This is a genomic window from Methylomonas sp. Uni0009 (genome assembly GCF_054188105.3).
On sequence record NZ_JBTAFN010000001.1, the window covers coordinates 4,090,946 to 4,111,018 of the forward strand.

Annotated in this window: 20 protein-coding genes and 1 pseudogene; 12 read left to right on the plus strand and 9 right to left on the minus strand. The window is 54.9% G+C overall.

The window, feature by feature from the left end; translation table 11 throughout:
- Positions 1 to 128 precede the first annotated feature (128 nt).
- Both ACWAU0_RS18865 and ACWAU0_RS18870 read left to right on the plus strand, forming a co-directional pair.
- Entirely contained in the window at positions 129 to 545 is a 417-nt protein-coding gene (locus tag ACWAU0_RS18865) for a winged helix-turn-helix transcriptional regulator (protein WP_458137586.1), read from the plus strand.
- A 288-nt stretch (positions 546 to 833) separates the two neighbouring features.
- Positions 834 to 1,661 carry a spondin domain-containing protein gene (locus ACWAU0_RS18870; RefSeq protein WP_051670385.1) on the plus strand — a complete coding sequence of 276 codons (828 nt, stop codon included), beginning with the start codon at positions 834 to 836 and terminating at the stop codon, positions 1,659 to 1,661.
- Between the two features lie 60 nt (positions 1,662 to 1,721).
- Here the strand turns inward: ACWAU0_RS18870 and ACWAU0_RS18875 are convergent, their stop codons facing one another.
- From ACWAU0_RS18875 to ACWAU0_RS18895, 5 genes are all read right to left on the minus strand, one after another.
- Positions 1,722 to 2,369 carry a methylamine utilization protein gene (locus ACWAU0_RS18875; protein ID WP_051670387.1) on the minus strand — a complete coding sequence of 216 codons (648 nt, stop codon included), beginning with the start codon at positions 2,367 to 2,369 and terminating at the stop codon, positions 1,722 to 1,724.
- Complete coding sequence (locus ACWAU0_RS18880; protein ID WP_523070825.1) at positions 2,339 to 3,574, minus strand: hypothetical protein; 1,236 nt, start codon at positions 3,572 to 3,574, stop codon at positions 2,339 to 2,341. Before ACWAU0_RS18880 ends, ACWAU0_RS18875 begins: the two co-directional genes overlap by 31 nt.
- Positions 3,575 to 3,657: 83 nt before the next feature.
- On the minus strand, positions 3,658 to 5,415 hold the full coding sequence (locus ACWAU0_RS18885) for an ATP-binding protein (RefSeq protein WP_051670389.1): 1,758 nt from the start codon (positions 5,413 to 5,415) through the stop codon (positions 3,658 to 3,660).
- Positions 5,412 to 6,134: a response regulator transcription factor gene (locus ACWAU0_RS18890; protein ID WP_033158711.1), complete on the minus strand. Its 723-nt coding sequence runs from the start codon at positions 6,132 to 6,134 to the stop codon at positions 5,412 to 5,414. The genes ACWAU0_RS18885 and ACWAU0_RS18890 overlap by 4 nt, the downstream gene beginning before the upstream one ends.
- A gap of 406 nt (positions 6,135 to 6,540) precedes the next feature.
- On the minus strand, positions 6,541 to 6,681 hold the full coding sequence (locus ACWAU0_RS18895) for a DUF1697 domain-containing protein (protein WP_165385959.1): 141 nt from the start codon (positions 6,679 to 6,681) through the stop codon (positions 6,541 to 6,543).
- Positions 6,682 to 6,945: 264 nt separating this feature from the next.
- Here ACWAU0_RS18895 and ACWAU0_RS18900 point away from each other — a divergent pair, with 264 nt between their 5' ends.
- Positions 6,946 to 7,344 (plus strand): YybH family protein, encoded by a 399-nt coding sequence (locus tag ACWAU0_RS18900; protein ID WP_033158712.1) that lies wholly within the window; start codon positions 6,946 to 6,948, stop codon positions 7,342 to 7,344.
- A 1-nt stretch (position 7,345) separates the two neighbouring features.
- Entirely contained in the window at positions 7,346 to 7,831 is a 486-nt protein-coding gene (locus ACWAU0_RS18905; protein ID WP_033158713.1) for a P-loop nucleotide/nucleoside kinase family protein, read from the plus strand.
- Between the two features lie 10 nt (positions 7,832 to 7,841).
- On the opposite strand, the gene ACWAU0_RS18910 is transcribed toward ACWAU0_RS18905, so the two are convergent.
- Complete coding sequence (locus ACWAU0_RS18910; RefSeq protein WP_033158739.1) at positions 7,842 to 8,213, minus strand: TfoX/Sxy family protein; 372 nt, start codon at positions 8,211 to 8,213, stop codon at positions 7,842 to 7,844.
- Positions 8,214 to 8,297: 84 nt separating this feature from the next.
- Positions 8,298 to 10,073, minus strand: coding sequence for a serine hydrolase domain-containing protein (locus tag ACWAU0_RS18915; RefSeq protein WP_033158714.1), 1,776 nt, complete (start codon positions 10,071 to 10,073; stop codon positions 8,298 to 8,300).
- A 292-nt stretch (positions 10,074 to 10,365) separates the two neighbouring features.
- Here ACWAU0_RS18915 and ACWAU0_RS18920 point away from each other — a divergent pair, with 292 nt between their 5' ends.
- The 5 genes and pseudogenes from ACWAU0_RS18920 to ACWAU0_RS18940 all read left to right on the plus strand — a co-directional run bounded on the left by ACWAU0_RS18920 (position 10,366) and on the right by ACWAU0_RS18940 (position 13,515).
- Positions 10,366 to 10,728 carry a hypothetical protein gene (locus tag ACWAU0_RS18920; protein ID WP_458137588.1) on the plus strand — a complete coding sequence of 121 codons (363 nt, stop codon included), beginning with the start codon at positions 10,366 to 10,368 and terminating at the stop codon, positions 10,726 to 10,728.
- A 165-nt stretch (positions 10,729 to 10,893) separates the two neighbouring features.
- Positions 10,894 to 11,640 (plus strand): annotated as a pseudogene (locus ACWAU0_RS18925) (IS5 family transposase); the annotation flags it as partial.
- A 349-nt stretch (positions 11,641 to 11,989) separates the two neighbouring features.
- Complete coding sequence (locus ACWAU0_RS18930; protein ID WP_101053523.1) at positions 11,990 to 12,637, plus strand: transglycosylase SLT domain-containing protein; 648 nt, start codon at positions 11,990 to 11,992, stop codon at positions 12,635 to 12,637.
- A gap of 18 nt (positions 12,638 to 12,655) precedes the next feature.
- Positions 12,656 to 12,967, plus strand: coding sequence for a flagellar transcriptional regulator FlhD (locus ACWAU0_RS18935; protein ID WP_033159611.1), 312 nt, complete (start codon positions 12,656 to 12,658; stop codon positions 12,965 to 12,967).
- A complete protein-coding gene (locus ACWAU0_RS18940) occupies positions 12,964 to 13,515 on the plus strand; it encodes a FlhC family transcriptional regulator (protein WP_033159612.1) in 552 nt (183 codons plus the stop codon). Before ACWAU0_RS18935 ends, ACWAU0_RS18940 begins: the two co-directional genes overlap by 4 nt.
- Positions 13,516 to 13,692: 177 nt before the next feature.
- On the opposite strand, the gene ACWAU0_RS18945 is transcribed toward ACWAU0_RS18940, so the two are convergent.
- On the minus strand, positions 13,693 to 15,045 hold the full coding sequence (locus ACWAU0_RS18945) for an IS1182 family transposase (RefSeq protein WP_458137589.1): 1,353 nt from the start codon (positions 15,043 to 15,045) through the stop codon (positions 13,693 to 13,695).
- Positions 15,046 to 15,255: 210 nt separating this feature from the next.
- Here ACWAU0_RS18945 and ACWAU0_RS18950 point away from each other — a divergent pair, with 210 nt between their 5' ends.
- The 3 genes from ACWAU0_RS18950 (at position 15,256) to ACWAU0_RS18960 (ending at position 16,820) form a co-directional block, all read left to right on the plus strand.
- Entirely contained in the window at positions 15,256 to 15,600 is a 345-nt protein-coding gene (locus ACWAU0_RS18950) for a UPF0175 family protein (RefSeq protein WP_033159614.1), read from the plus strand.
- A gap of 6 nt (positions 15,601 to 15,606) precedes the next feature.
- Positions 15,607 to 16,095 (plus strand): PIN domain-containing protein, encoded by a 489-nt coding sequence (locus tag ACWAU0_RS18955; RefSeq protein WP_255187037.1) that lies wholly within the window; start codon positions 15,607 to 15,609, stop codon positions 16,093 to 16,095.
- 122 nt (positions 16,096 to 16,217) lie between these two features.
- Positions 16,218 to 16,820: a hypothetical protein gene (locus ACWAU0_RS18960; RefSeq protein ID WP_129871397.1), complete on the plus strand. Its 603-nt coding sequence runs from the start codon at positions 16,218 to 16,220 to the stop codon at positions 16,818 to 16,820.
- Positions 16,821 to 16,823: 3 nt separating this feature from the next.
- Here the strand turns inward: ACWAU0_RS18960 and ACWAU0_RS18965 are convergent, their stop codons facing one another.
- Positions 16,824 to 20,021: a conjugal transfer protein TraG N-terminal domain-containing protein gene (locus tag ACWAU0_RS18965; protein WP_458137590.1), complete on the minus strand. Its 3,198-nt coding sequence runs from the start codon at positions 20,019 to 20,021 to the stop codon at positions 16,824 to 16,826.
- Between the last annotated feature and the right edge of the window lie 52 nt (positions 20,022 to 20,073).

Below are 20,073 nucleotides of genomic sequence, written 5' to 3' on the forward strand. Positions count from 1 at the left end.
GTAGAATTTATTGGCGACATATACGATCTCCTGATGAATGTGGTTTGCGGAATAAGCTTCGATTGATATACTTGCAATATGCAACTAATTATCCCATTTCAATTGCAAAACGCAAGTAAATAAGCCAAATGTCCGACTCGAAACTCGAAACTAGATGCCCAATTGATTATGCCCTTGAAGTGTTCGGAGACCGGTGGACGCTGATCGTACTCCGCGATCTGATGCTAAGTGGCAAACGGCACTACCGGGAGTTGATGACTTCGAAAGAAGGAATCGCAACCAATATTTTGGCTTCGCGACTGAAAAAAATGGAAGCGGACGGACTCGTCATCCGTAAACACAAGCCTGAAGACAAACGCCAAGTGTTTTATGAGCTAACGGAAAAAGCGCTCGATCTGGTGCCTGTGCTACTCGAAATTAGCCGTTGGAGTGTCATTTACGACCAGCATACGGCAGCTCCTCTGGAACTCATGCGCCGCTATCGAGAAGAGCCGCAGCAGCTGATAGCCGATTTGCAGGAAGCGGCACGAATTCGGCAATCCTGATCGTTTTGCAACAAAAACGAAAATCCGGAGGGCCATGGATAATCTGAACAGCGTGAAGCACATCGTTCGTGATCGGTGTGGTTCGTGAATTCAACGCTCCCAATGCCTTCCATCTAAGACTGGTAATTCTGTTCCGTCTGGCTGTTTTTGACCGAACTGATACCTTCTGGCATTTGACCCAATGACAGCTCACATCTCACGTGCATTTGACCTCCCCGTGAAGATTTCGTGACTTTTCCGATTGCACAATGGCCGCGCCATTTGGCATTCATATTAAGGAGAATCACGATGCAAAAAAACCATGCTTTTACGCTGTCGGCGCTGTTGTTAGCGGCCAGTGCGGCACCTTTAAGTTCGGCAGAGGCCGCGCAGGTCACGCTGAGTTTCAGCAATTTATCTGCTGCCAACGGGCCGGCCTTGAGTCCGTTTTTCATCGCCTTGCACGACGGTTCGTTCGACGCGTTCGATGTCGGCACCACTGCGTCGTCGGCCATCGAAGCGATTGCCGAATTAGGCAGCGGCGCCGGTTTGTCGTCGGCATTCGCGGCCAGCAGCGCGGCAGCGGCCGGCGGTTCCAGCGCGACGGTGACCGCGTCGGTCAACGCCTTCGGCCCTGGCATTTTCCTGCCCGGCGCCAAAGGCAGCGTCACCCTGGATCTGGACCCGGTGAAAAACCGTTATCTGAGTTATTTCGCGATGGTGGTGCCGTCCAACGACCGTTTCGTCGGTAACGATTCGCCGACCGAAATCGAATTGTTCGACGCCCAAGGCCATTTCACCGGCGGCACCTTCGTCGAGAACGGCAGCAGCATTTGGGACGCCGGCACCGAACTGGACGGCACCACTGGCGCGGCGTTCCTGGTCGGGTCTAACGCGGCGGATAGCCCGGCGCAAAACGGCACGATTCAGGCCAACCACGACTTCGCGGTCTATGCCGGATTAGGAACGCCGGCCGGTTACAACTTTACCGACCTGCCCGGCGCCAATACGCCGCTGCTGCAAATCAGCGCGGTGTCGCAAGTGCCGGCTCCGGCGGCGGCATGGTTGTTCGGCAGCGCGTTGCCGTTGTTCGGTTGGTTCCGGAAGCGCGCGCCGGTGTCGGCTTTGCCGGCTTGAGGCGGTCGCTTCAACGCAGTGGAGTGCAAAACTAGATTTGTACTCCAGCTTCGCACCGCATCAAAACCCGTCGCCGTAACCCTGATTTTGCAAGCTGGCTGGCGGCTTGCCGGTGGGGAAGCGGGCTTTCAATTCCACCGTCACCGCGAGTTCACCGGCCGGTACGCTGACGATTTGCTCGGCCGTTTGTTCGGCTGCGTCCGGATGCCAAAAGCTCAGGCGGTAGCGGCCCTCCGGCAAATCCAGCGTCCAGCGGCCCTCGGCGTCGGAAACCGCAAGGTAATCGGCATCGCTGACGTAGACGTAACCCAGCATCCAATCGTGAATGTTACAACCCAGCGCGACGATGCCGGGCTGGTCGAAGCGCACCGGTTCGCGCGGCACGCCGCTATAGAGCTTGATCTCAAATCGCTTGGCTGCGGAAAACGAATAGACGTGGTGCTTGATCGCGTCGCTGTTCGGAAAATACACCGGTGTGCCGCTGCGCACCGCCAACACGTGCGGGACAAACTCGCGGCTTTTCTGGTCCAAGGCCATGGCCGCCGGCGCCGGCGGCGCTTTGACCCGGCCGGCGGCATCCAAGGCTTGGGCGGCGACCACCAGATCGGCCAACGGCCGGCCGCCGGCTAAGGCTTTACCCGCCAATTCCGCAGCCGGCGCGACGGCGGCCCAGGCCGTTAAAAAAACAGCCGGTAAGCGACTTGCCACAGTGTGTCCTCCTGATAAGCGGCTTCGCCGCGTTCCTGGCGCGCCGGACGGGCGCTGAAAATGCGGCTGAATTCGACATTCAATTGATGGTGCTGGGCAAAGGTCAGATTGTAATTGACGGTCCAGGCTTGGCCGTGTTCGCCGTTGCGGTCTTGCGGCAGGTAATCGCGTTCGTCGCTACCGAAGCGTTCGTAGCGCACGCTGAAACGGCCATCGCCCAGCGGCCGGCTCAGCAACCAGGATGCCGACCAAAAGCCGACGTCGACCGCGCGCAAATCGCCAAGCAATTCGCCCATGCTGGTTCGCCCGGTCATTGCTTGTGAAATCAAAGTGGTTTCCCAGGGCAATTCGGCTTTGGTGCCCAAACTCCAGAAGCGGGTGTGCCAGCCGTACTGGCCGGCGGACAGCGCGGCCGGATCGGCGTTGTTGTCGTAATACAGCGCGCGCAAGGTGTAACGCTGGGGCCGTTCGGCGGCGATGCCGGCGTAAAAGCCGGGGCGGCCGTCCACTTCGACGAAGGTCTGGCTGGCCTTGGCCTGCTTCGGAAACAGCGCCGGTATGGCGATGCCTTCCGGCAGACGCAGGCGGCCGGTCAACGTGGATTCGAAGTCGTGCAAACTCCAGCCGCGCCAGGCCAACATCAGGCCGGCGGTATCATTGTTGGCCAAACCGGCGCCGAACACGCCGAGTTTGTCGCCGGCTTCGGTCTGGTAATCCACACGTAACTCGCCGCCGAAAGTACGCAATTCCTCGCTGACCCAGGCGTTGATCGTCGACGAACTTAGCGTGTACGGGCTGCTCCAGGCGGTGCCGGTGTTTTCCAACGAAATCGGCGGAAAGAACATGCCCAAGCGCCCGGCCAGACGCCAGCCGGCGGCACCGACCGGCCGGTAGGCCAGATAGGCTTCGGTCAAGTCCAGCGGTGTCGATTGACGGTCGGCGTATTTGACGGTGGCGTTCAGCATCGAATCCCAGTCCAACCGCACCTGCAACGTGGCGGCAGCTTCGTTTACCCTCCAGCGGTCGCGTTCGCCGCCGGCGCGCAGTTTGCCAAGACCGTTCTCCAGCTCGCCCGGCGCGGCGTCGCTGTGTTGGTAGCGCAGGTCCAGCAGGCCGTGCCAGGTCACTTCCGGAAATTGGCCGTCGTCGGCTCGGCAGATCTGCATCATCAAACCGAAAAGCGTCAGCAGAAGAAGCGACTGCATTAGGCAGGGTGGCTTCCAGCTTTGCCGCTGCTGCGGGAACGAGCTTGGCGGGACCGGGAATCGAGCGGCCAATAACAGCATGTTTACGATTTGCCTGTCGCGGTGCGTGTGGAATCAGCCAGCGGTAAGTCGAAGCGAAATTCGCTGCCGACACCCAGGGTGCTATCCACTTGCAAGCGGCCGCCATGCAACTGGGCGATCTTGCCAACTACGATTAGCCCGAAGCCGCCGCCGTCGGCGCGGGCACGGCGGGCCAGCGGTGAGTCCCAATCGCACAAAGTCGGCAGATATTCCGGCGCGATGCCGATGCCGGTATCGCGGACGGCCACCGTTATCCGGCCGCGCGCCGGCCAGGCGTCCAGCCGCACTCGGCCGCCGGGTGGGGTGTGGCGTAAGGCGTTGTCGATCAGATTGGTCAGCAGGCGCTCGATCAGGCCAATGTCGGCGCTGACGAGAGGTAAGTCCGGGCGCAGTTCGGCTTGCAAGCTGACACCGCGCTGCTCGGCTTGCAGCCGGTATTTTTGGGCGACGTCCTGCAGCAATTCGGCGAGATTGAAGGGCTCGGGACTCAGGCTGGCGTCGTCGCATTCCAGCTTGGCCAGTTCAAACAGTTCCTGCGCCAGCCGGCTGACTTTTTCGGTCTGGCGCAGCGCGGTGTCCAGAAAATGCTGCTGTTCGGTGGCCGGCAAGGTATCGGCCTTGCGCTGCATGGTTTCGAGAAAAGCGCGTAACGCAGCCAACGGCGTGCGTAAATCGTGCGACATCGAAGCCACCAACTCGCGGCGTTCCTGGTCTTTTTGGCGCAGTTCGCCCAGTTGGCCGGCCAGTTGGGCGGCGCGAACGAAGGTATCGGCCAGTCTGCCCAATTCGTCGTTGCGGCCGGTCAGCGGCGAGGCAGCGAAATCGCCGTTGACCGCTCGTTCGCCGGCACCGGCCAAGGCCCGTAGCGGCCGCGACAGATTGCGGGCGATGACCACGCTGCCAGCCAGCGTCGTCAACAGGCCGAGCAGCAACACCCCGGCCGCCAGTAACAGCATATGGCGGTAGCCGGCGAAGGCATCGGTGAACTTGATTTGCAGCAATGCGGCGACGCCTTGATCGCCGCCGGCCGCCGGCAACGTCAGTATGCGGCCGAGGTAGCGGCCTTGCGCGGTATCGACCGTGGCCGCCAGCGCCCGGTTGGTCGAGCTGTGCAGCAAGGCCAGGGCCGCGTCCGGTGCCGACGCGGCCAGCAGGCGGCCGCCGTCGGCACTGAGTTCGGCCAAACCGATGTGCAGCGGCAATAGCGAGTTTTGCCGAAATCGGGCGATACGCTGCTCGTCGACAGCCTGCGCCACCGCCACCCAGCCCACCGGCAGCGGCGCCGACACCGGCACCAGCGCCCATTCCTGCAAGCGGCCGTCCAACACGCCGAACCAGACCAGTGAGCGGGTGGCGTCGGTGTTTGCCAAGGCTTGCGCATACGGAAACGGCTGGCCTTGCCACTGGCCGGCGCTATCGGCGAGCACCTGAAATTGTGGATCGATAAACAAGCCGCGTTGGGCGTGGATGCGCAGCAGCAGGTTTTCCAAGGCCGAGGCGATGGTGGCCGGGTCGCCGCCGGTGACGGTGCTGCGAAACCCAAAATCGGCGACCAGCAAGCCGGCCTCGCCGGCGACTCGTTCGGCGCGTTCGACCAGCAGTTGCCGGAAGGCTTGCTCGGCGTAGCGCAAGTCCTGGTCGAGTTGGTGCAACAGGTTGTCTCGCACCGCCACGTAAATGCACGCCACCGTCAGCGCCTGCACCGCGACGAACAGCGCCGCGAACAATAGAGCGATGCGGCTTTGGAAGCTCAGCGTCATGCGTCGGCGGTGTCCGCTTCGGCAAACTTGTAACCAACGCCCCACACCGTCAGTATTCGCGCCGGTTTGGCCGGATCGGCTTCGATTTTGGCGCGTAAGCGATTGATGTGGGAGTTGACGGTATGTTCGTAGCCGTCGTGGTTGTAGCCCCAGACCTGGTTCAACAGTTCCAGCCGGGTGAACATACGGCCCGGATGGCGAGCGAAGAAATGCAGCAAGTCGAATTCGCGGGCGGTCAGCGCCAGCGTTTGGCCGTCCAAAACCACCGTGCGGCTTTGCACATCGATCCGCAAACCGTGAGCGACCAGAACGGCATCTGCTTGAATGGCGATGGGTTCACTCAACGCCGCCACCCGCCGCAACAGCGCCCGTACTCTAGCGACCACCTCGGCCAATGCAAACGGTTTGACGATGTAGTCGTCGGCGCCCATTTCCAAACCCACCACCCGTTGCACGTCGCTGGATTTGGAACTGACGATGATGATGGGGGTATAAACCGGCCCAGCCCGCACCCGCCGGCAAATTTCCAAGCCGTCCACACCGGGCAGCATGACGTCCAGCAGCAACAAGTCGTAACGATTGCCGGCAATCGCGGCCAGCGCGGCCTCGCCGTCGGCCGCCCAATCCACGCTGTAGCCTTCCTCGCGCAAATTGGCGGCCAGCAGGCCGGCAATGTCGGGATCGTCTTCGACCAGGAGCAGGTGTTTCGTAGGCGGCATGGTTGGCGGTTTTAGACAAAATAAAGCTGATTATCGGCCAAGCGGAGCCGTAAATCTAATCACGAAATTATCACGGCGGCATCAGTTCTCGACAAATTCGCCGAATTTGCCAACCAAACGTTAAGAAATGGGAACGAGCCCGAGCGGCCGCATGCACTGGGCAAGCACATGACGAATGCGCGGGTAAACCAAATGCCGTCTCGCACTTGGCTTATCGATCCGCGGCGTTTGGGAGTGTCATGCTTCTCGCCAGTTCGACGAGCTTGCAAACCGTTCGCCAATTGCGGCCGATCATCGCCACACCAAGGCGCTTTTCGGCCTGGGCCGCCAGTTTCGAGCGGCCGATTCCTTCCGGTGCATGCAGGTAGAAAACTAGATCGATCAGACTAAACCGTTCGCTGTCTTTCTAGATGGCAGCCAGCGCGGCCAGGTCGGGGTTGGCCGGTGCGGACAGCAAAAAATTCAGGTGCAATGTATCGGGCTGGGTTTCCGCGTCGGGAAAGGGATAGGTCCGCACGGCCTGTTCCAGTTCCGCTAGTTCCAGCAATACTAACTGCGGCTCGATCTGTTAGCGTTGTTTTATTGCACGCAGATTCGAATTACTAAAAATGCTCAGCTAGTTTATCGTTTGATCGGCACTATAGCTTCTGTTAGCATCCCATCATGATTAACGTCCTCCCAACCCTGCTGGCTATTATTACCACCATTTCAACAATGGTGGGTTAGCACGTTTACTTTCTACTGCAACCCGCCCTGAGGCGGGTTCAATATTGCCTGTCTCTTGGTGCCTTAACCTACCAAGGAGATCGATATGGCTTACCATCCACTTAAACAAATTATCGAAGCTGCTGACAAAGCAATCACTGAAGAGGACTTCGTTACCTTGATGGCTTTCTACGCAGACAATGCAACGCTCGTCATCAAGCCAGGCTTGATTGCTACAGGCAAGGAACAAATCCATAAGGCGTTCCTCGCGATCACCGAATATTTCAACCATAGTCTTGTGGTCAAACAAGGCGCGATGCATGTCATTCAGAGCGGAAATACGGCTCTAGTGATCATGGAAACCGTTCTGGAAACGGCGGATGCTGCCGGTGTAGCGAATTGCATGTCAAGGCGCGCCACCTATGTCTTTCGGGAAGACCCTGTCGGCAAGTGGCTTTGTGTTATCGATAATTCGTATGGCACTGACTTACTGGGAGCCATATAAAATGCCAAAGCTACTGCCAACATTGCATCTGCTCTGCGGAAAAATCGCCTCTGGCAAATCGACATTGGCAAAGGAACTGGCCAAGACGCCGGACACGGTGATCCTCAGCGAGGACACTTGGCTTGTACATCTATATCCAGACGACATCAAGACTGTGGCGGACTATGTTCGATGTGCTTCGAATTTGCGTGACGCGATCGGTCCACACGTGACCGATTTGCTTCGAATAGGTGTGTCCGTGGTATTGGATTTTCCAGCCAACACCGTCGCAAACCGAAAATGGATGAGATCTCTTATCGACAGAGCCGAATCAAGGCATGTGTTGCATTTTCTTGATGTATCGGACGACAAATGCTTGACACGTTTACGTGCGAGAAACGCGTCTGGCACTCACGCTTTTGTAGTGGCTGATACCGAATTTGACCTAATCACAAGTTTCTTCGTCGCCCCTCAGCAGGAAGAGGGGTTCAACATTATTCGATATTAGGTGTTCTGAATCAGTCTAAATGACGTATCACTGTCGTGTCCGTTTTGCTTTTGCGTTTTTTACGTTGGGCTCTACGCGCGGCGTCGTACGAGCGCCGCGCCCACAGAACGGCCTGCTCCCGGTCTTCCATAAACTCGGCCGGCGCTTGGTAATATGACATTTTCGTCATTTTGCCTTCCCGCTGATATTCGAATGGCGCAAGCCCCTGTTCCTCGAAAAATTTGGCATTCTCGGCATCCGCCTTGAGATACAGAGTATCGTCCGCCACCAGCGCGAACATCAAGCCATCGTGGTAGACACCATAGCCCCCAAACATCTTACGGATCTGAATGGTGCCGAACAGTTCGAACATTTCGGGCAGATAGGCGATAAATTCACTCATCGGCATACCTTATTGCTGGATGATGGCAAGCTTGAGAACACTCATTAAACCCTAACTGGCAACTGTTAATCCTAAAGGTTTTGCTCATTTCTTCCGCAATAAATACCCGGAATAAGCCACAAATTCTTGACCATTAATCGTCTCCAGCCGCACGGTTTCCTGCATGCCCCGCCCCAGCCCAAGAATGACGGCGGCGTTTTCCGATACCGGTGCAATCGGGAGGGTCAGATTATTCAGGTCGAATGTGGGAATGGAATACTCCAGCATCAAAAAACCGTCCCGCTCGCGTAGCGCGCATTTTTCCGGAACCATCGCCTCGCCTTCGGCAAGATTCACAATCTCGTATTCACCCAGACGGCTACGCATGGCGGCGGGAATCGGTACGGGTTGGATTTTCTCGCCCAATACAAAGGTTTGGCCGTGCCAATGGGCCAACGCCAGATCATGGCCGTCGACATGCCGTATCGACAAGCCAACCTCGGCCAGCTGCTTTGGTTGTATTGGAATCAAGCCCAGCAGTTTGTAGCGAATGCCGAATTTGCCATCGTCCCTGCCGACCAAATCCATACTGCTGCCGTTCAGTTCGGTGACCAAGGTGTCGCCATCGGCTGTTAACTTGATGTAGCCTAACGCGGTTGCATACTGCCCTGCCCCCAATTGTTGCTCTTGCGCGGTTAAGCCGCGTGTTTCGATTTCAGGCGTTTCGGCGTCCTCCAGCAGCGGCTGGCCGGTTTTTATCGCAACCGCCAGTTTTAGTGCCTTATCGGTGACTTTGTCGATCGAGTCGCCGGTGGGCGGGGAATTCGCCAGCACGACCACGCCTAGCTTGTGTTCCGGCAGCACCGTCAGCAGGCTACGGTGAAAAAGCGTTGCTCCGCCGTGTGCGGCCACATCGCCGATACCGGGCTTGCTGGTCAAGAACCAGCCCAAACCGATTTTATTGCCCACATCCAGCGCCACATCCTGGTTTTGCTGGCGCAGCATTTCATTTAGGGTTTCCGGCTTCAATAGTTGCCGGCCATTGGCTTTGCCGTCCGCCAAGACCATGGCGATAAAACGGCTTAGATCCAAAACATCGGCATTCAAGCCGCCGGCCGGCATATCGCGCAGTGCCACTTCGGCCTTTTCCTGATCACTCTTATAGGCTTTGGAAGTCAGTTCTCCCGATATGCCCGGCGCAAATGCCGCATTGGTCATACCAAGCGGTTTTAACAGCTGCCGGTCGGCATAACGGCTGAAATCCTCGCCGGTCAGCCGTTCCAACATCGTCCCTAATAAAGTGATGCCCAGATTCGAATAGGCCCAGATGCGATTGGGCGGATAGGCGGCGTATTCGTCTTTCAGCGTGTCGACCAGCTGACTGAACGGCGCCGGGTTGTTAGTCCACATGCCATTGCCTCTATCACCCGGCAAACCGGAATGATGGGTCATGATGTTGCGCGGCGTTATCGGTCCGGCATCCTGGAAGCGACTTTTGATGGCAAAATTCGGCAGATAGGTTTGTAGCGGCTGATCAATATCCAGCTTGCCCTGCTCCGCCAGTTGCATGACCAGCGTATCGGTGAAGAGCTTGGAGATGGAGCCGGTTCGATAAACCGTTTCCGGTGTGGCGACAATCCGGTTGTCTTGATCGGCATAACCAAAACCTTGCGCCCAAACGACCTGCTGATCGTCGACCACGGCAATACTCAAACCTTCCACGTCCTGTTCGGACATTTCCTGTTCAATCAACCATGTTAGATGAGTCTTGAGGTAGCTGTAATCGCCGCGTGCTACGTTATTCGATTTTAGCGGCGGCGAACCGGCGCAAGCGCTGAGCAAAAGCAATATCGCGCTTAAACAAGTCAAATAGGTTTTCATCTGATCCTTGAAGGGGTGGTCATCAATTAGTCGGCCAGCAAGATTACAAGCCGTGTGTTTGCTGCTTTGAGGCTGTTACCGGAGCTGATTTTAGTGGGTGGATGGTATTAGGCGAGCCGATTGCAGTCAAACGTTTTGACAGAGCTGCCTTGAGCCTACGCGAAGGCAGACTCTTGCATTGGAAGTAGTTGCGCGTTGAATGATAATTGCGGCGTTCATTTTTTGTGTAACGGTTTGAGTCAGTGATTTGCCATGTTTGCAAACTCTGCCCAGCAGTGGATTCGGAATGATCATGGCCCACCCCCCACCGGAAACGCCGTCTTATCCACGACCCGCCGTAACAAGAAGCTACGGTCGCGCCGGGAATGCCGGCAACCGCCGCCTCGAATGTGTTGAAACGTTCCGACGTGTGTTGGTCTATCGGAATGTGGCTCAAGGCCATCAGTGTCAGACCCAAGGCTTTGGCATCCAACAAGGCCCGATAGCCGACGCTCAGGCGCCCTCCTCCACCGCTCGCACCCGCCGCAGGCAGGGTGATGCCGACAGGCCTATGCGGTCGGCCAGTTCCTGTTTGCTGATGAGGCCGTCGGCTTGCAGTCTGACCGCGTCGCCCGGCGCACTGTTTAGCGGCGTCAATCGCTTATCGGTCGACTAAAAACAGCCCCCCGTCACTACGGTTTTCGGTTAGCGACAGACAATATCAACGACTTTGCTCATCTCTGCAATTTCATTGGGGGCTGTTGCCATTTTGTCATAATCCCTTTGAAAATCGATTGGCGAGCCATATTGATTGAGTTTTCAATCAAACGATAGCTAGCGAATGCCACGCCAACTGCTTACAGATACCCACTGGGAAAAGCTAAAAACGATTATGTTGAGTTTCAGCATTTACGACAAACCCGGTCTTCGGCAAACGGTCGAAGGGATTTTTTATCGCTTGCGTGTTGGCTGCCCTTGGCGAGACTTGCCCGTCGCTTTTGGCAAGTGGAATGCCGCGTACAAGCGCTTCAATGCCTGGTCACTGCAAGAAAAGCTGAGGGGTATCTTTCAGGCGCTAGTGATTGAGCCTGATTTGGAATGGCTATTTATTGATGGCAGCATTATTAAAGCCCATCAACACAGTAGCGGCGGCGCCCATGAAAATCCAACAGCCATCGGGAAATCGGTCGCAGGCAACACGACCAAAATCCATATGGCGGTTGATGCCGGTGGACTTCCCATCCAGTTCTCGATTACGGGGGGCGAAGTACATGACTGCAAAGAAGCGCCGGAATTTGTGGCCAAACTCCCCCAGGCGGGCTACATGATTGCAGACAAAGGGTATGACAGCGAGCCGTTACGGATTCAAATTCGAGACCAAGGCACAGTCCCCATCATCCCAAGAAAACAAAATTCAATAGTCGGGAATGAGGAAATGGACTGGTGTCTCTATAAATATCGCCACCTCGTTGAAAACGTATTTGCGCGACTGAAACATTTTAGAGCTATTGCCACCCGATATGACAAACTAAAACGCAATTTTGAAGGTGCTATCGCCCTGGCTTGTGCATTTATCTGGGTGTCCATTTTTATTAGACCACTACATGGTTACCGATGTAAAAAGGCAACAGCCCCTATCATTCAACCTAACCATCTCCCGCAACCTACCCGCCAAAAACCGCCGTTCCTATTCCTGTCTGGTCAATATCGAGGCTTGCTTGGGTTGTAGAACGATGGTTTGTCTTTCACCTATTTGACGGTCAGTATGATAGGGGCGCTCCGGGTAACAAGGATTCCTTCCGTTCATAAGATTAAGTAAAAAAACAAGGCCAAATTCAGAGGATGGGCGAAAAACAGCTTAAAGAGTGGTTTTTCGAACATATAGAATTTTTGGCATCGTCGTAAACTCGCCTCAAGACCATTATGGCGAGCTTGCGATGTTCATTGTTCCTTCAAAAAATCTTAAGCATAAGTTTCCATTTCAAAACGTTGTTAAGCATCTTCGGATTGGCATGATGGGCGGCTTTTGCATCATCAGCCAACCCATGGAATCAATGGCTGCTGATTCCATTCAAGCGAATGGCAACAGCCAACAGTCCCTGGCATCAAACACTAAATTACAAAACACGCTGTGGGGGCAAGTAGGTCGTAGGCATCGCATTGATCCCTATATTCTGTATGCCGTTGCGCTCACGGAATCGCGAAAAAACGGCGCACAGAATCGAGTCATACCCTGGCCCTGGGCCATCAATAACGCAGGCAACGTCTTTATTCCCGGCAGTCAGCAGGAGGCAGAAGCCTTACTCAATCAAATGTTGGAGCAAGGCAAGCGCAATATCGACGTCGGCATTATGCAGGTGAATCTGCGATGGCATGGCCACCGTGTTGCGAAACCAGAGCAACTCTTGATACCAGGCACCAATCTCGAAATCGGCGCAAGCATACTCTCCGAGGCCATCCAATCAGTGCCTGACAATCTTGCACATGGCATAGGCCGATATTACAGTTGGAAAAACGAGCCGGCCGCCATCCAGTATGGGCAAAAAGTGATTGCCTTGGCTGATCAGATCCGAGCGATTCTTTAGTCCATCAAGGATTCCTGAATGGACGAAAATCTCTACAAACTCAATCTCGACTACCTCATCGTCGCTCAATCCTTAATTTTTTCCGGCAGCGAACAGAAAGCCATGTTCTGCTTAGGTCTCACGACCGAAGCGGTGTCGTTGCTCAGAAAGATGCCACTCGAACAGTTGAAGAGCCTGGCTCGAAGTGATTGCCTAACCTTTGCCCCCCGTTTCAACACCCACAAATGGAGCAAATTCCTAGACGTCCAAAAAACCGAAGACCCCGAAGCACTTGCCGCGCGGACTGTCGAACTCCTAACGCTTTTGTCCCCCCATTCACCAGAGTCATGAGCAACCATTGCTCTTTTGCTGCTCGACTCAAAGATCAGTATTGGGCCTATCAATTACTGAAACGAAAGTTGCGTACCAAATTGGCCAGCCGGGTCATCAAAACCCTGCGCCCCAAAGAATTGTGTAACCTTTACTTTTCGCTGCACCGCGAAAGCCCAGTGGCGGGACTGATCCCCAGCATTACGTCAATGCCGCAGTCACGCGAGTCGTTTCTTTACATGGCCCTATTTGCTTCAATCTATCGAAGCGCTTGCTCAGGCGCTATCAGAGCGGAAATAGACCTGAATGCCATGGTATTTGCCTGGGACACTTTTTGTAAATTCTACCCAAACCATATTCAGGAACGCCGGCCGTTTGGCCGCATACGGCCTGCAAATTTCGATGAAGCCTGGATTATCGTCGAAGCCCTGAGAGACGGACTCGCTGAATTACCTTGCTGTACGACCTGCCATACGCCCTATTTGGTCATTCATGGCTGTAAGTACCCGCAAGTCTGCCAAATGTGCATGCTAAGCCAAATCCCTAAAACCAGAATCATCACCGATTAATTGATCCTAGGAGCCCGTCGGACTTAAGTTTTTTTAAGCCGAAAATTTGGCGTCAGCCAAATGATCGAAGCCCTCAAGCTGTCGTAAAGTTACTCAGCCGGTCTTGAGAATTGATGTAGACGCGCTCCCCTTGGGTTATTCGACGGCATGCAACCCTATCATTGAGTTCGGCGGGGCTTATGCCCCGGCCAGCGCATACATCCGTTTCAGGTTAAACGCCATCGCCACCAGCTTCCATTCCCCGGTTACCGCGTCCAGTCCGCGTAGCGAGAACTGGCGAAAGCCCAGTACCTGCTTGATGATCCCGAATACGGGTTCCACCGTGCATTTGCGCTTGGCATAGCGGGCCTTGCCTTCGCGGGTTTTCAGGTACCAGGCCATGTTTTCCACCGGGTCGCCGGTGTTGGGTTTCGGCGCGTCGGCCGCCAGATATTCAGCCAGGGGCACAGGGTGGCTGTCGCGGCCCATGGCGATCAAAGGTTTGATGCCGCTTCGTTCGCAAGCCTGAACGTTGGCGGCGCTGAAGTAGCCCGTGTCGGCCAGCAGGGCATCGACTTGGCCCAACGTCTCGGGGAGTTTTTTCAGCTCGGCCAACATCGGTTCGACTTGTTGCTTATCGTTGGTCTGTTGCGTGACGCGGGTGGCGACGATCAGCATCGTGTCGGCGTCGACGGCGGCTTGGCTGTTATAGCCTTGCACGAAGCCTTCATGACTGGGCATGATGCGAGATTCTTCGTCGGTCAGGTTGATTTGGTCGTCAGGCTTGGGGCCTATTTCCGGGGCCTTGGGCTCCGGCCCTCTAGGCTTTTTGCCGGCCTGCCGCCCGGTTTCCCGGCGGGCAATCTTCGCCTCATACTCCTTTTGTGCCTGCTCATCGTGCGGCTTGACCCGCTCGGCGATCTGGGTTTTGGCATCGCGCAGGGCTTTCAATCGGTCTTCACGCCGCGCCAGTTCGGCCGGCAAGTCCAGATCGTCGCGGTCGTCCGCCGCATCGGTTTCGGCGGCCTTTTGTAATAAGACCTGGACCTCGTCCCGCAGCTGCGCTTCCAGCTTTTCGATGTGACCGTGGGACAAGGCTTTATGCCTGGAGGCGTTCGCCTTCACTTTCGTACCGTCCAGCGCAATTTGCCCCAGTGTCACCAACTTCATCGCTTGGGACAGGCTGAGGACCTGGACGAACAGATCTTCCAGCTCGATCAGGAAGGTTTTGCGGAAATGGGCCAGCGTATCGTGGTCGGGATGCGTATCCGCGGACAGGAAACGGAACGCCACCGAATCGTAGGTCGCTCGTTCGATCTTACGGCTGGAAAACACGCCGGTGGCGTAACCGTACACCAGGAGCGCCAGCAACACCGAGGGATGATAGGCCGCACTGCCGCGTCCCTGGTAACGGCTGGTTAATTGGCTCAGATCCAGTTGCTCGATGACTTCGACAACAAAACGGGCCAGATGAGCCTCCGGCAGCCATTCGTCCACCGAAGGCGGTAGCACGTAAAGTTGATGGCGGTTGACGGGAATGAATCGACTCATCACAGGCTCCGTATATCTGATCTTTTGACCGTCCTTATTTTACCAAACCGATGTCGCGGTTAGATCTACTGCGCTAAAGTCCGACAGGCTCCTAGGAGCAACGTTGTCTTGGCCACATAGGAGATCATTGTCCAGGGAGAAAACTTTATGCAGCAATTTTCATTTAGAGGATTATAATCCACCTATCCAATCTTCCTATGTAATCAGACTATGAAAACGGTCAATGTCAGCGGTCTAAAGAACAACCCCAGCGAAGCTCTGCGCATGGCTCACGAGGATATGGTCTTGGTTATGAATCGAAACGAACCAGACGCGGTGATGGTCGGCCTCAAAGCCGCCAAAATCATTGGAATGCCGGGCGTGCGTAAAGCCTTGGCAACGGCACTTTTCAAGGACGGTAACCTGTCCCTTGCCCGCTCCGCTAAACTGGCCGATATGCCGTTGGCAAACTTTATTGCGCACGTCTCGCGCCTGGGTATTTCCGTCATCGAGCAAACGGCTGATGAAGTCGAGGATGATTTGGACACTCTGGACCAGTGGCTCAACCAAGCCTGATCGCGGATGACCAAAAAAGTAATTGTCGATGCCAGTCCATTGATCGGACTGGCGTTGGTGGAGGGTTTAATCTGGCTACCGAAGTTATTTGGCCAGGTTTTCGTACCCGAATCGGTGAAACAAGAAGTGTTACCGGGCAAATCTGCGCCAGGTGAACAAGCGCTGGCTCACGCATTTGATTCAGGTTGGCTAACGGTATGGCATGAATCCATAACACCACATTTGGACATTGATCTGGACACCGGAGAAACGGATTGCATCAACATTGCGCTGTCGTCACCCCAAAACTATTTGCTGATCATGGACGAACGTGCCGGCCGGGCTGTGGCCAAAGAATATCAATTACATGTCGCAGGTACTGCCGCCGTCATCGGACAGGCCAAAAAGCAAGGTTTGATTTCGTCTGCTCGAGCCACTTTTGAAATTTTGCATCGATCGGATTTTCGGATTTCGGCTACCGTGATCAACAAAATTCTGGCAAGTGTCGGCGAGTAAACCGTTCGATATGCAGGTCATCTTTCTTTGCCTTGTTGAAATAGTTTTGATTTAAAAAACCGACTTGGAACGTTAGCTCAATCGCGGTAGGATTTCCCAACCGCTTAAGCATGGAGAATACAATGTCTTCACAGTCATCACTCTCAGATCGGTTCAAACGGCCCAGCCAATCGATTCAAACTCGATCAAATCACTCAATGTTTAATGGCCATCATGCAACTGTCGATTGTCCCGAATGCAACCGATCCATGGTGCCGAGAGTGGTCGTTTACTATGGCCGACCAGTCAAGTCAGTTTGCCCTTTCTGCGGCGCTACGTTTGCACGGTTTCCGAGCGGAGTTAGACAATTTTTACAGCGTTTTTCACAAAAGTCCCTTTCATTCGATGCTTTTAAACGAATAGCTTTGGTAACCGTTGGCTTTGGTTTGATTTGGCTCCTTGCAACGATGGAAATATTGCCTAACGAAATGGAAGCCCTTGGGATATTCGGTAGCATCATTTTCAGCGCTTTCGGCCTAGCTGAACTTTTTTATCAAACGATCGAATTCATTGCGAAACAGTTATCGCACAACAGTAGCCATTATTGGTCCGCTATAGGTTTGATCGCAATTCTGATTCCGTATGTTAGAGATGATCTAACCCGTTACGTCATGACGGCTTCCTTTCTGATGATAGCTCGATGGATACTGGCCGGTTTTGCAGCCGCCAAAAGTCTCTCTCATTGAAAGTTAATAGTTTATGCGGCCTCGCGCCCGATTGTAATTCCCAATCTGATCAATAAGGTCCACGCGGCCTTGACCAGCCGCACTTTTAAGTAGCTTGGCGATATCATTACCTTCGACACTGCCTTCCTCTTCTATCAACTGGCTTCTAGCGATACCAAGGTTGCCGCCATACTCGCCAGCAACAGCAATCCCCGCAAACGCCTCAAACATCGCGGCACGATAATAAGTTTGCTGAGTCGGAGTTAATTTATCTGTAACCTCATTTACTCTTTGATTTGCCCATACTTGAGAAGCCTCCTTAAATCCAGAATACGATTGGTTTGAAGCAAATTTTATTGAATCCCAAATTCCCATTCCTTGCGCTTGAGATTGTTGAACATATTCTGCAAACTCCTTGATATGTTGGTTACTAACCGATCCTAATGCTTCCAAATTTTTCGCGGAGTTATAAAGACTACCCCCCAGATAATTGTACGAAGCCTCTGCAACTGAAGGTGTTTCATTAGCCGCTGCCGCAATCGATTGTCTAAAGTGCTCCGCTTTGACATTCGCCAATTGACCAAAGCCTTCTCTTGAATTTTGTTCACGCTCGGCCAGGTTACGATCGTGTTGGGTTTCGACACGGGCTTCGCCACCGGCAATTTTTCCCGTCGCTGAACGAATCTGCGACTGTGCACGTTGATTCAGCGATTCGGTTTCGTCGCGTGGATCGTTGAGATGGGCCTGTTCGACGGAGGCTTGAACCTTACCAGTTTCCGGCGCATTGGTTTTCAGGGATCCGTTTCGGTTGGCATTCCAGGTTTGATCGGCTTGCGGCGCATTAAAGGCATCACCGAGCAGTTGGTAACCCGAGATATGCGCCTGATGCGATTGTTGATAATCCAGCGTGCGGTAACTAGGTGACGAGAATCCGGTCAATAACGACATGCCGGCGGCCGCGTAGGCTTGGTCAGCATCGCTGATCCAACCCGCCACTTTCCACTGCGATGCCAACCGCTGCGTATCGCCGCGCAAACCGTATTGATCGAGTGTACGATCCAGACGCTCCATCAAGCCTGGGTAATGTGCGATTTTGTATCCCGTCTCCGCCGCACCGAAACTGGCTTGTGTCCCGAAGCGTTGTTGGGCCGATAGGGTTTGTTGATAGGATTCGCTAGCGGATACCGCATCGGTTGCGCTGTGTTGCGAGGAGGACAACGACTGATTTTGCAGTCCCATTGAGGCGACGTTTCGGGTGCCGGTTTGCGCATCCATTGCCAGGCTTTTAGCTAAACCGGCCTGATAGCCCTGACTGTCATTGACGGTTTGACTGATGTCAGCGGCGATGGCATCTGACTTGTCCTGACTGACTTTGAAGTCGTTTTGCAAGCGGCCAGAAATTGCGCCGCTGAGTTGGTCGTTACCGAGCTTGGCGCCGGCATTGGCACTGCCGGCCACCAACGCCGAGAACTGATCGGCGGATATGCCGGTATCGGCATGTTTCTTGGCGAAGGCTTCACCAAACTGACGGTTGTAAGCATCGGTGTAACTGGAACTACTGGCGATTTGATTGCCCAAGGAACGGGTGTCAAACGCATCACTGGTGATGCTGGCCGACTTCGACGCCGTTGAAGACACGCTGTGCATGAAGCTACTAGTGGCTTGCTCGGACGCGGAATAAGCTGACGAAACGGCGGCACTCATATCCTTGCCGGCGGTAAATGTGGGTAGCACCTTATCGACTCCGTTTTGGGTAACTGCTGAAAGTGGACTGTATTGATGTTGCGCCTGAGCATTCAATACCGGTGCCGGGCTGATCACATCGGGCGTGGCAATTTTCTCGTTCACATAATCGCCCCCGTCCATGCGCCCCAGGAAATGCGTAGCCGTGACCGCGCCACGGTAGATCAGCATCAACGTGATCGCCGGCGTCGAAGCGGCTAGCATGCCGCCGATCGATAGCCATTGCTGCAACTCCATGTCCAGCTGGTAAATGCCCATCATCGACGGCAAGTTGTAAGTGGCCGTAGTCAGTGCCGCCATTTTGCCGGCGGCCGACATCTGGATGAATAGATTGACCACCGCCAAAATCGGCATCCACAATTGGATCCACAGTAGCATCGAGAAGTAGCCGATATTCATCCGGATGCCGACACTGCCCAGCATCACCACAAACGCCATGATCGGTGCGATGGCATAACTCAAACCTTCGATAAACGCCATCATGGGCCGGACGATCTTGGCAAACAGGGTTTGTTCGGCTGCCCATTGGGTATTGCGTTGCTGAATGGCTTGTTCAACCATCGCGGCTTTATTCCAATGCAAGCCGTCTTCATGCCGACCGATGACGCCTTTCTCAAACATCGGCAGGATCGCCGACATCAGCATGTAATCGGCGGCATCGACTACTCCTGGCCCGGCCAGCGCATCGAAGGCCTCCTGAATTTTCGGTACCGTGTCGGCTGCCGACGGCACACCCAAGGTCGGTTGTAACAATCCTTCCAGCGCCGTCGCAAAATTGCCATTAGCGACCACACTCAAATCGGCCCAGGCATCGGTACAGGTTTTGGTTTGCGGTTGGCCGCCGACATAGATTTGGGTCATGTAAATATCGGAATCAAACCTGATCGCATTCAATGGATCGGCATCGCGCAAGATGGCATCTACCGATTTTTGATTCAAATCGACACCGGTCAAGGTGCATTCGCGCACGTAATTGGCGAACGAGGTTTCCATGTCGCTGCCGGCGTTCGGCACATTGGCGACGCCTAGATTTACCCGCGACAACAGATTCTTCCGCACCGCCGTCAAGGTCTGCAAGCTGTCGGCAAAGCCATTGCCAGTCATCGACGGCGTGCCAAAGCCTTGTTCGAACAAACGCGTGGTGCGATAACCCATGTTCGACATCACGCTTCCCACCACCGCCGGCCCCAGCGGTACGTTGTCGATCACCACTACACTGCCAGTATAGGCATCCTCGATCGACACCCGAACCGAAGGCGCATACAGCATCAACCACAACACATACGCTAACAGCAAATCCTGATAGCGTATGCCGCGGCCGTCCCATTGCAACAAGGCCCGAAGCATGACGATGATGACGCCGATCAAACCGCCGACGGCCGCTGCTGTGCGGTAATCGCCGGTACAGGAGATCATCGCGATGGCATTGAGTATGGCTTGCAAATAGGCGGAATCGCCCACGGAGAAAATTTCAAACATGGGCGACCTGCCTTTTAATGAAAGAGGGAGAAATGCATCGTGGGGAGGACGG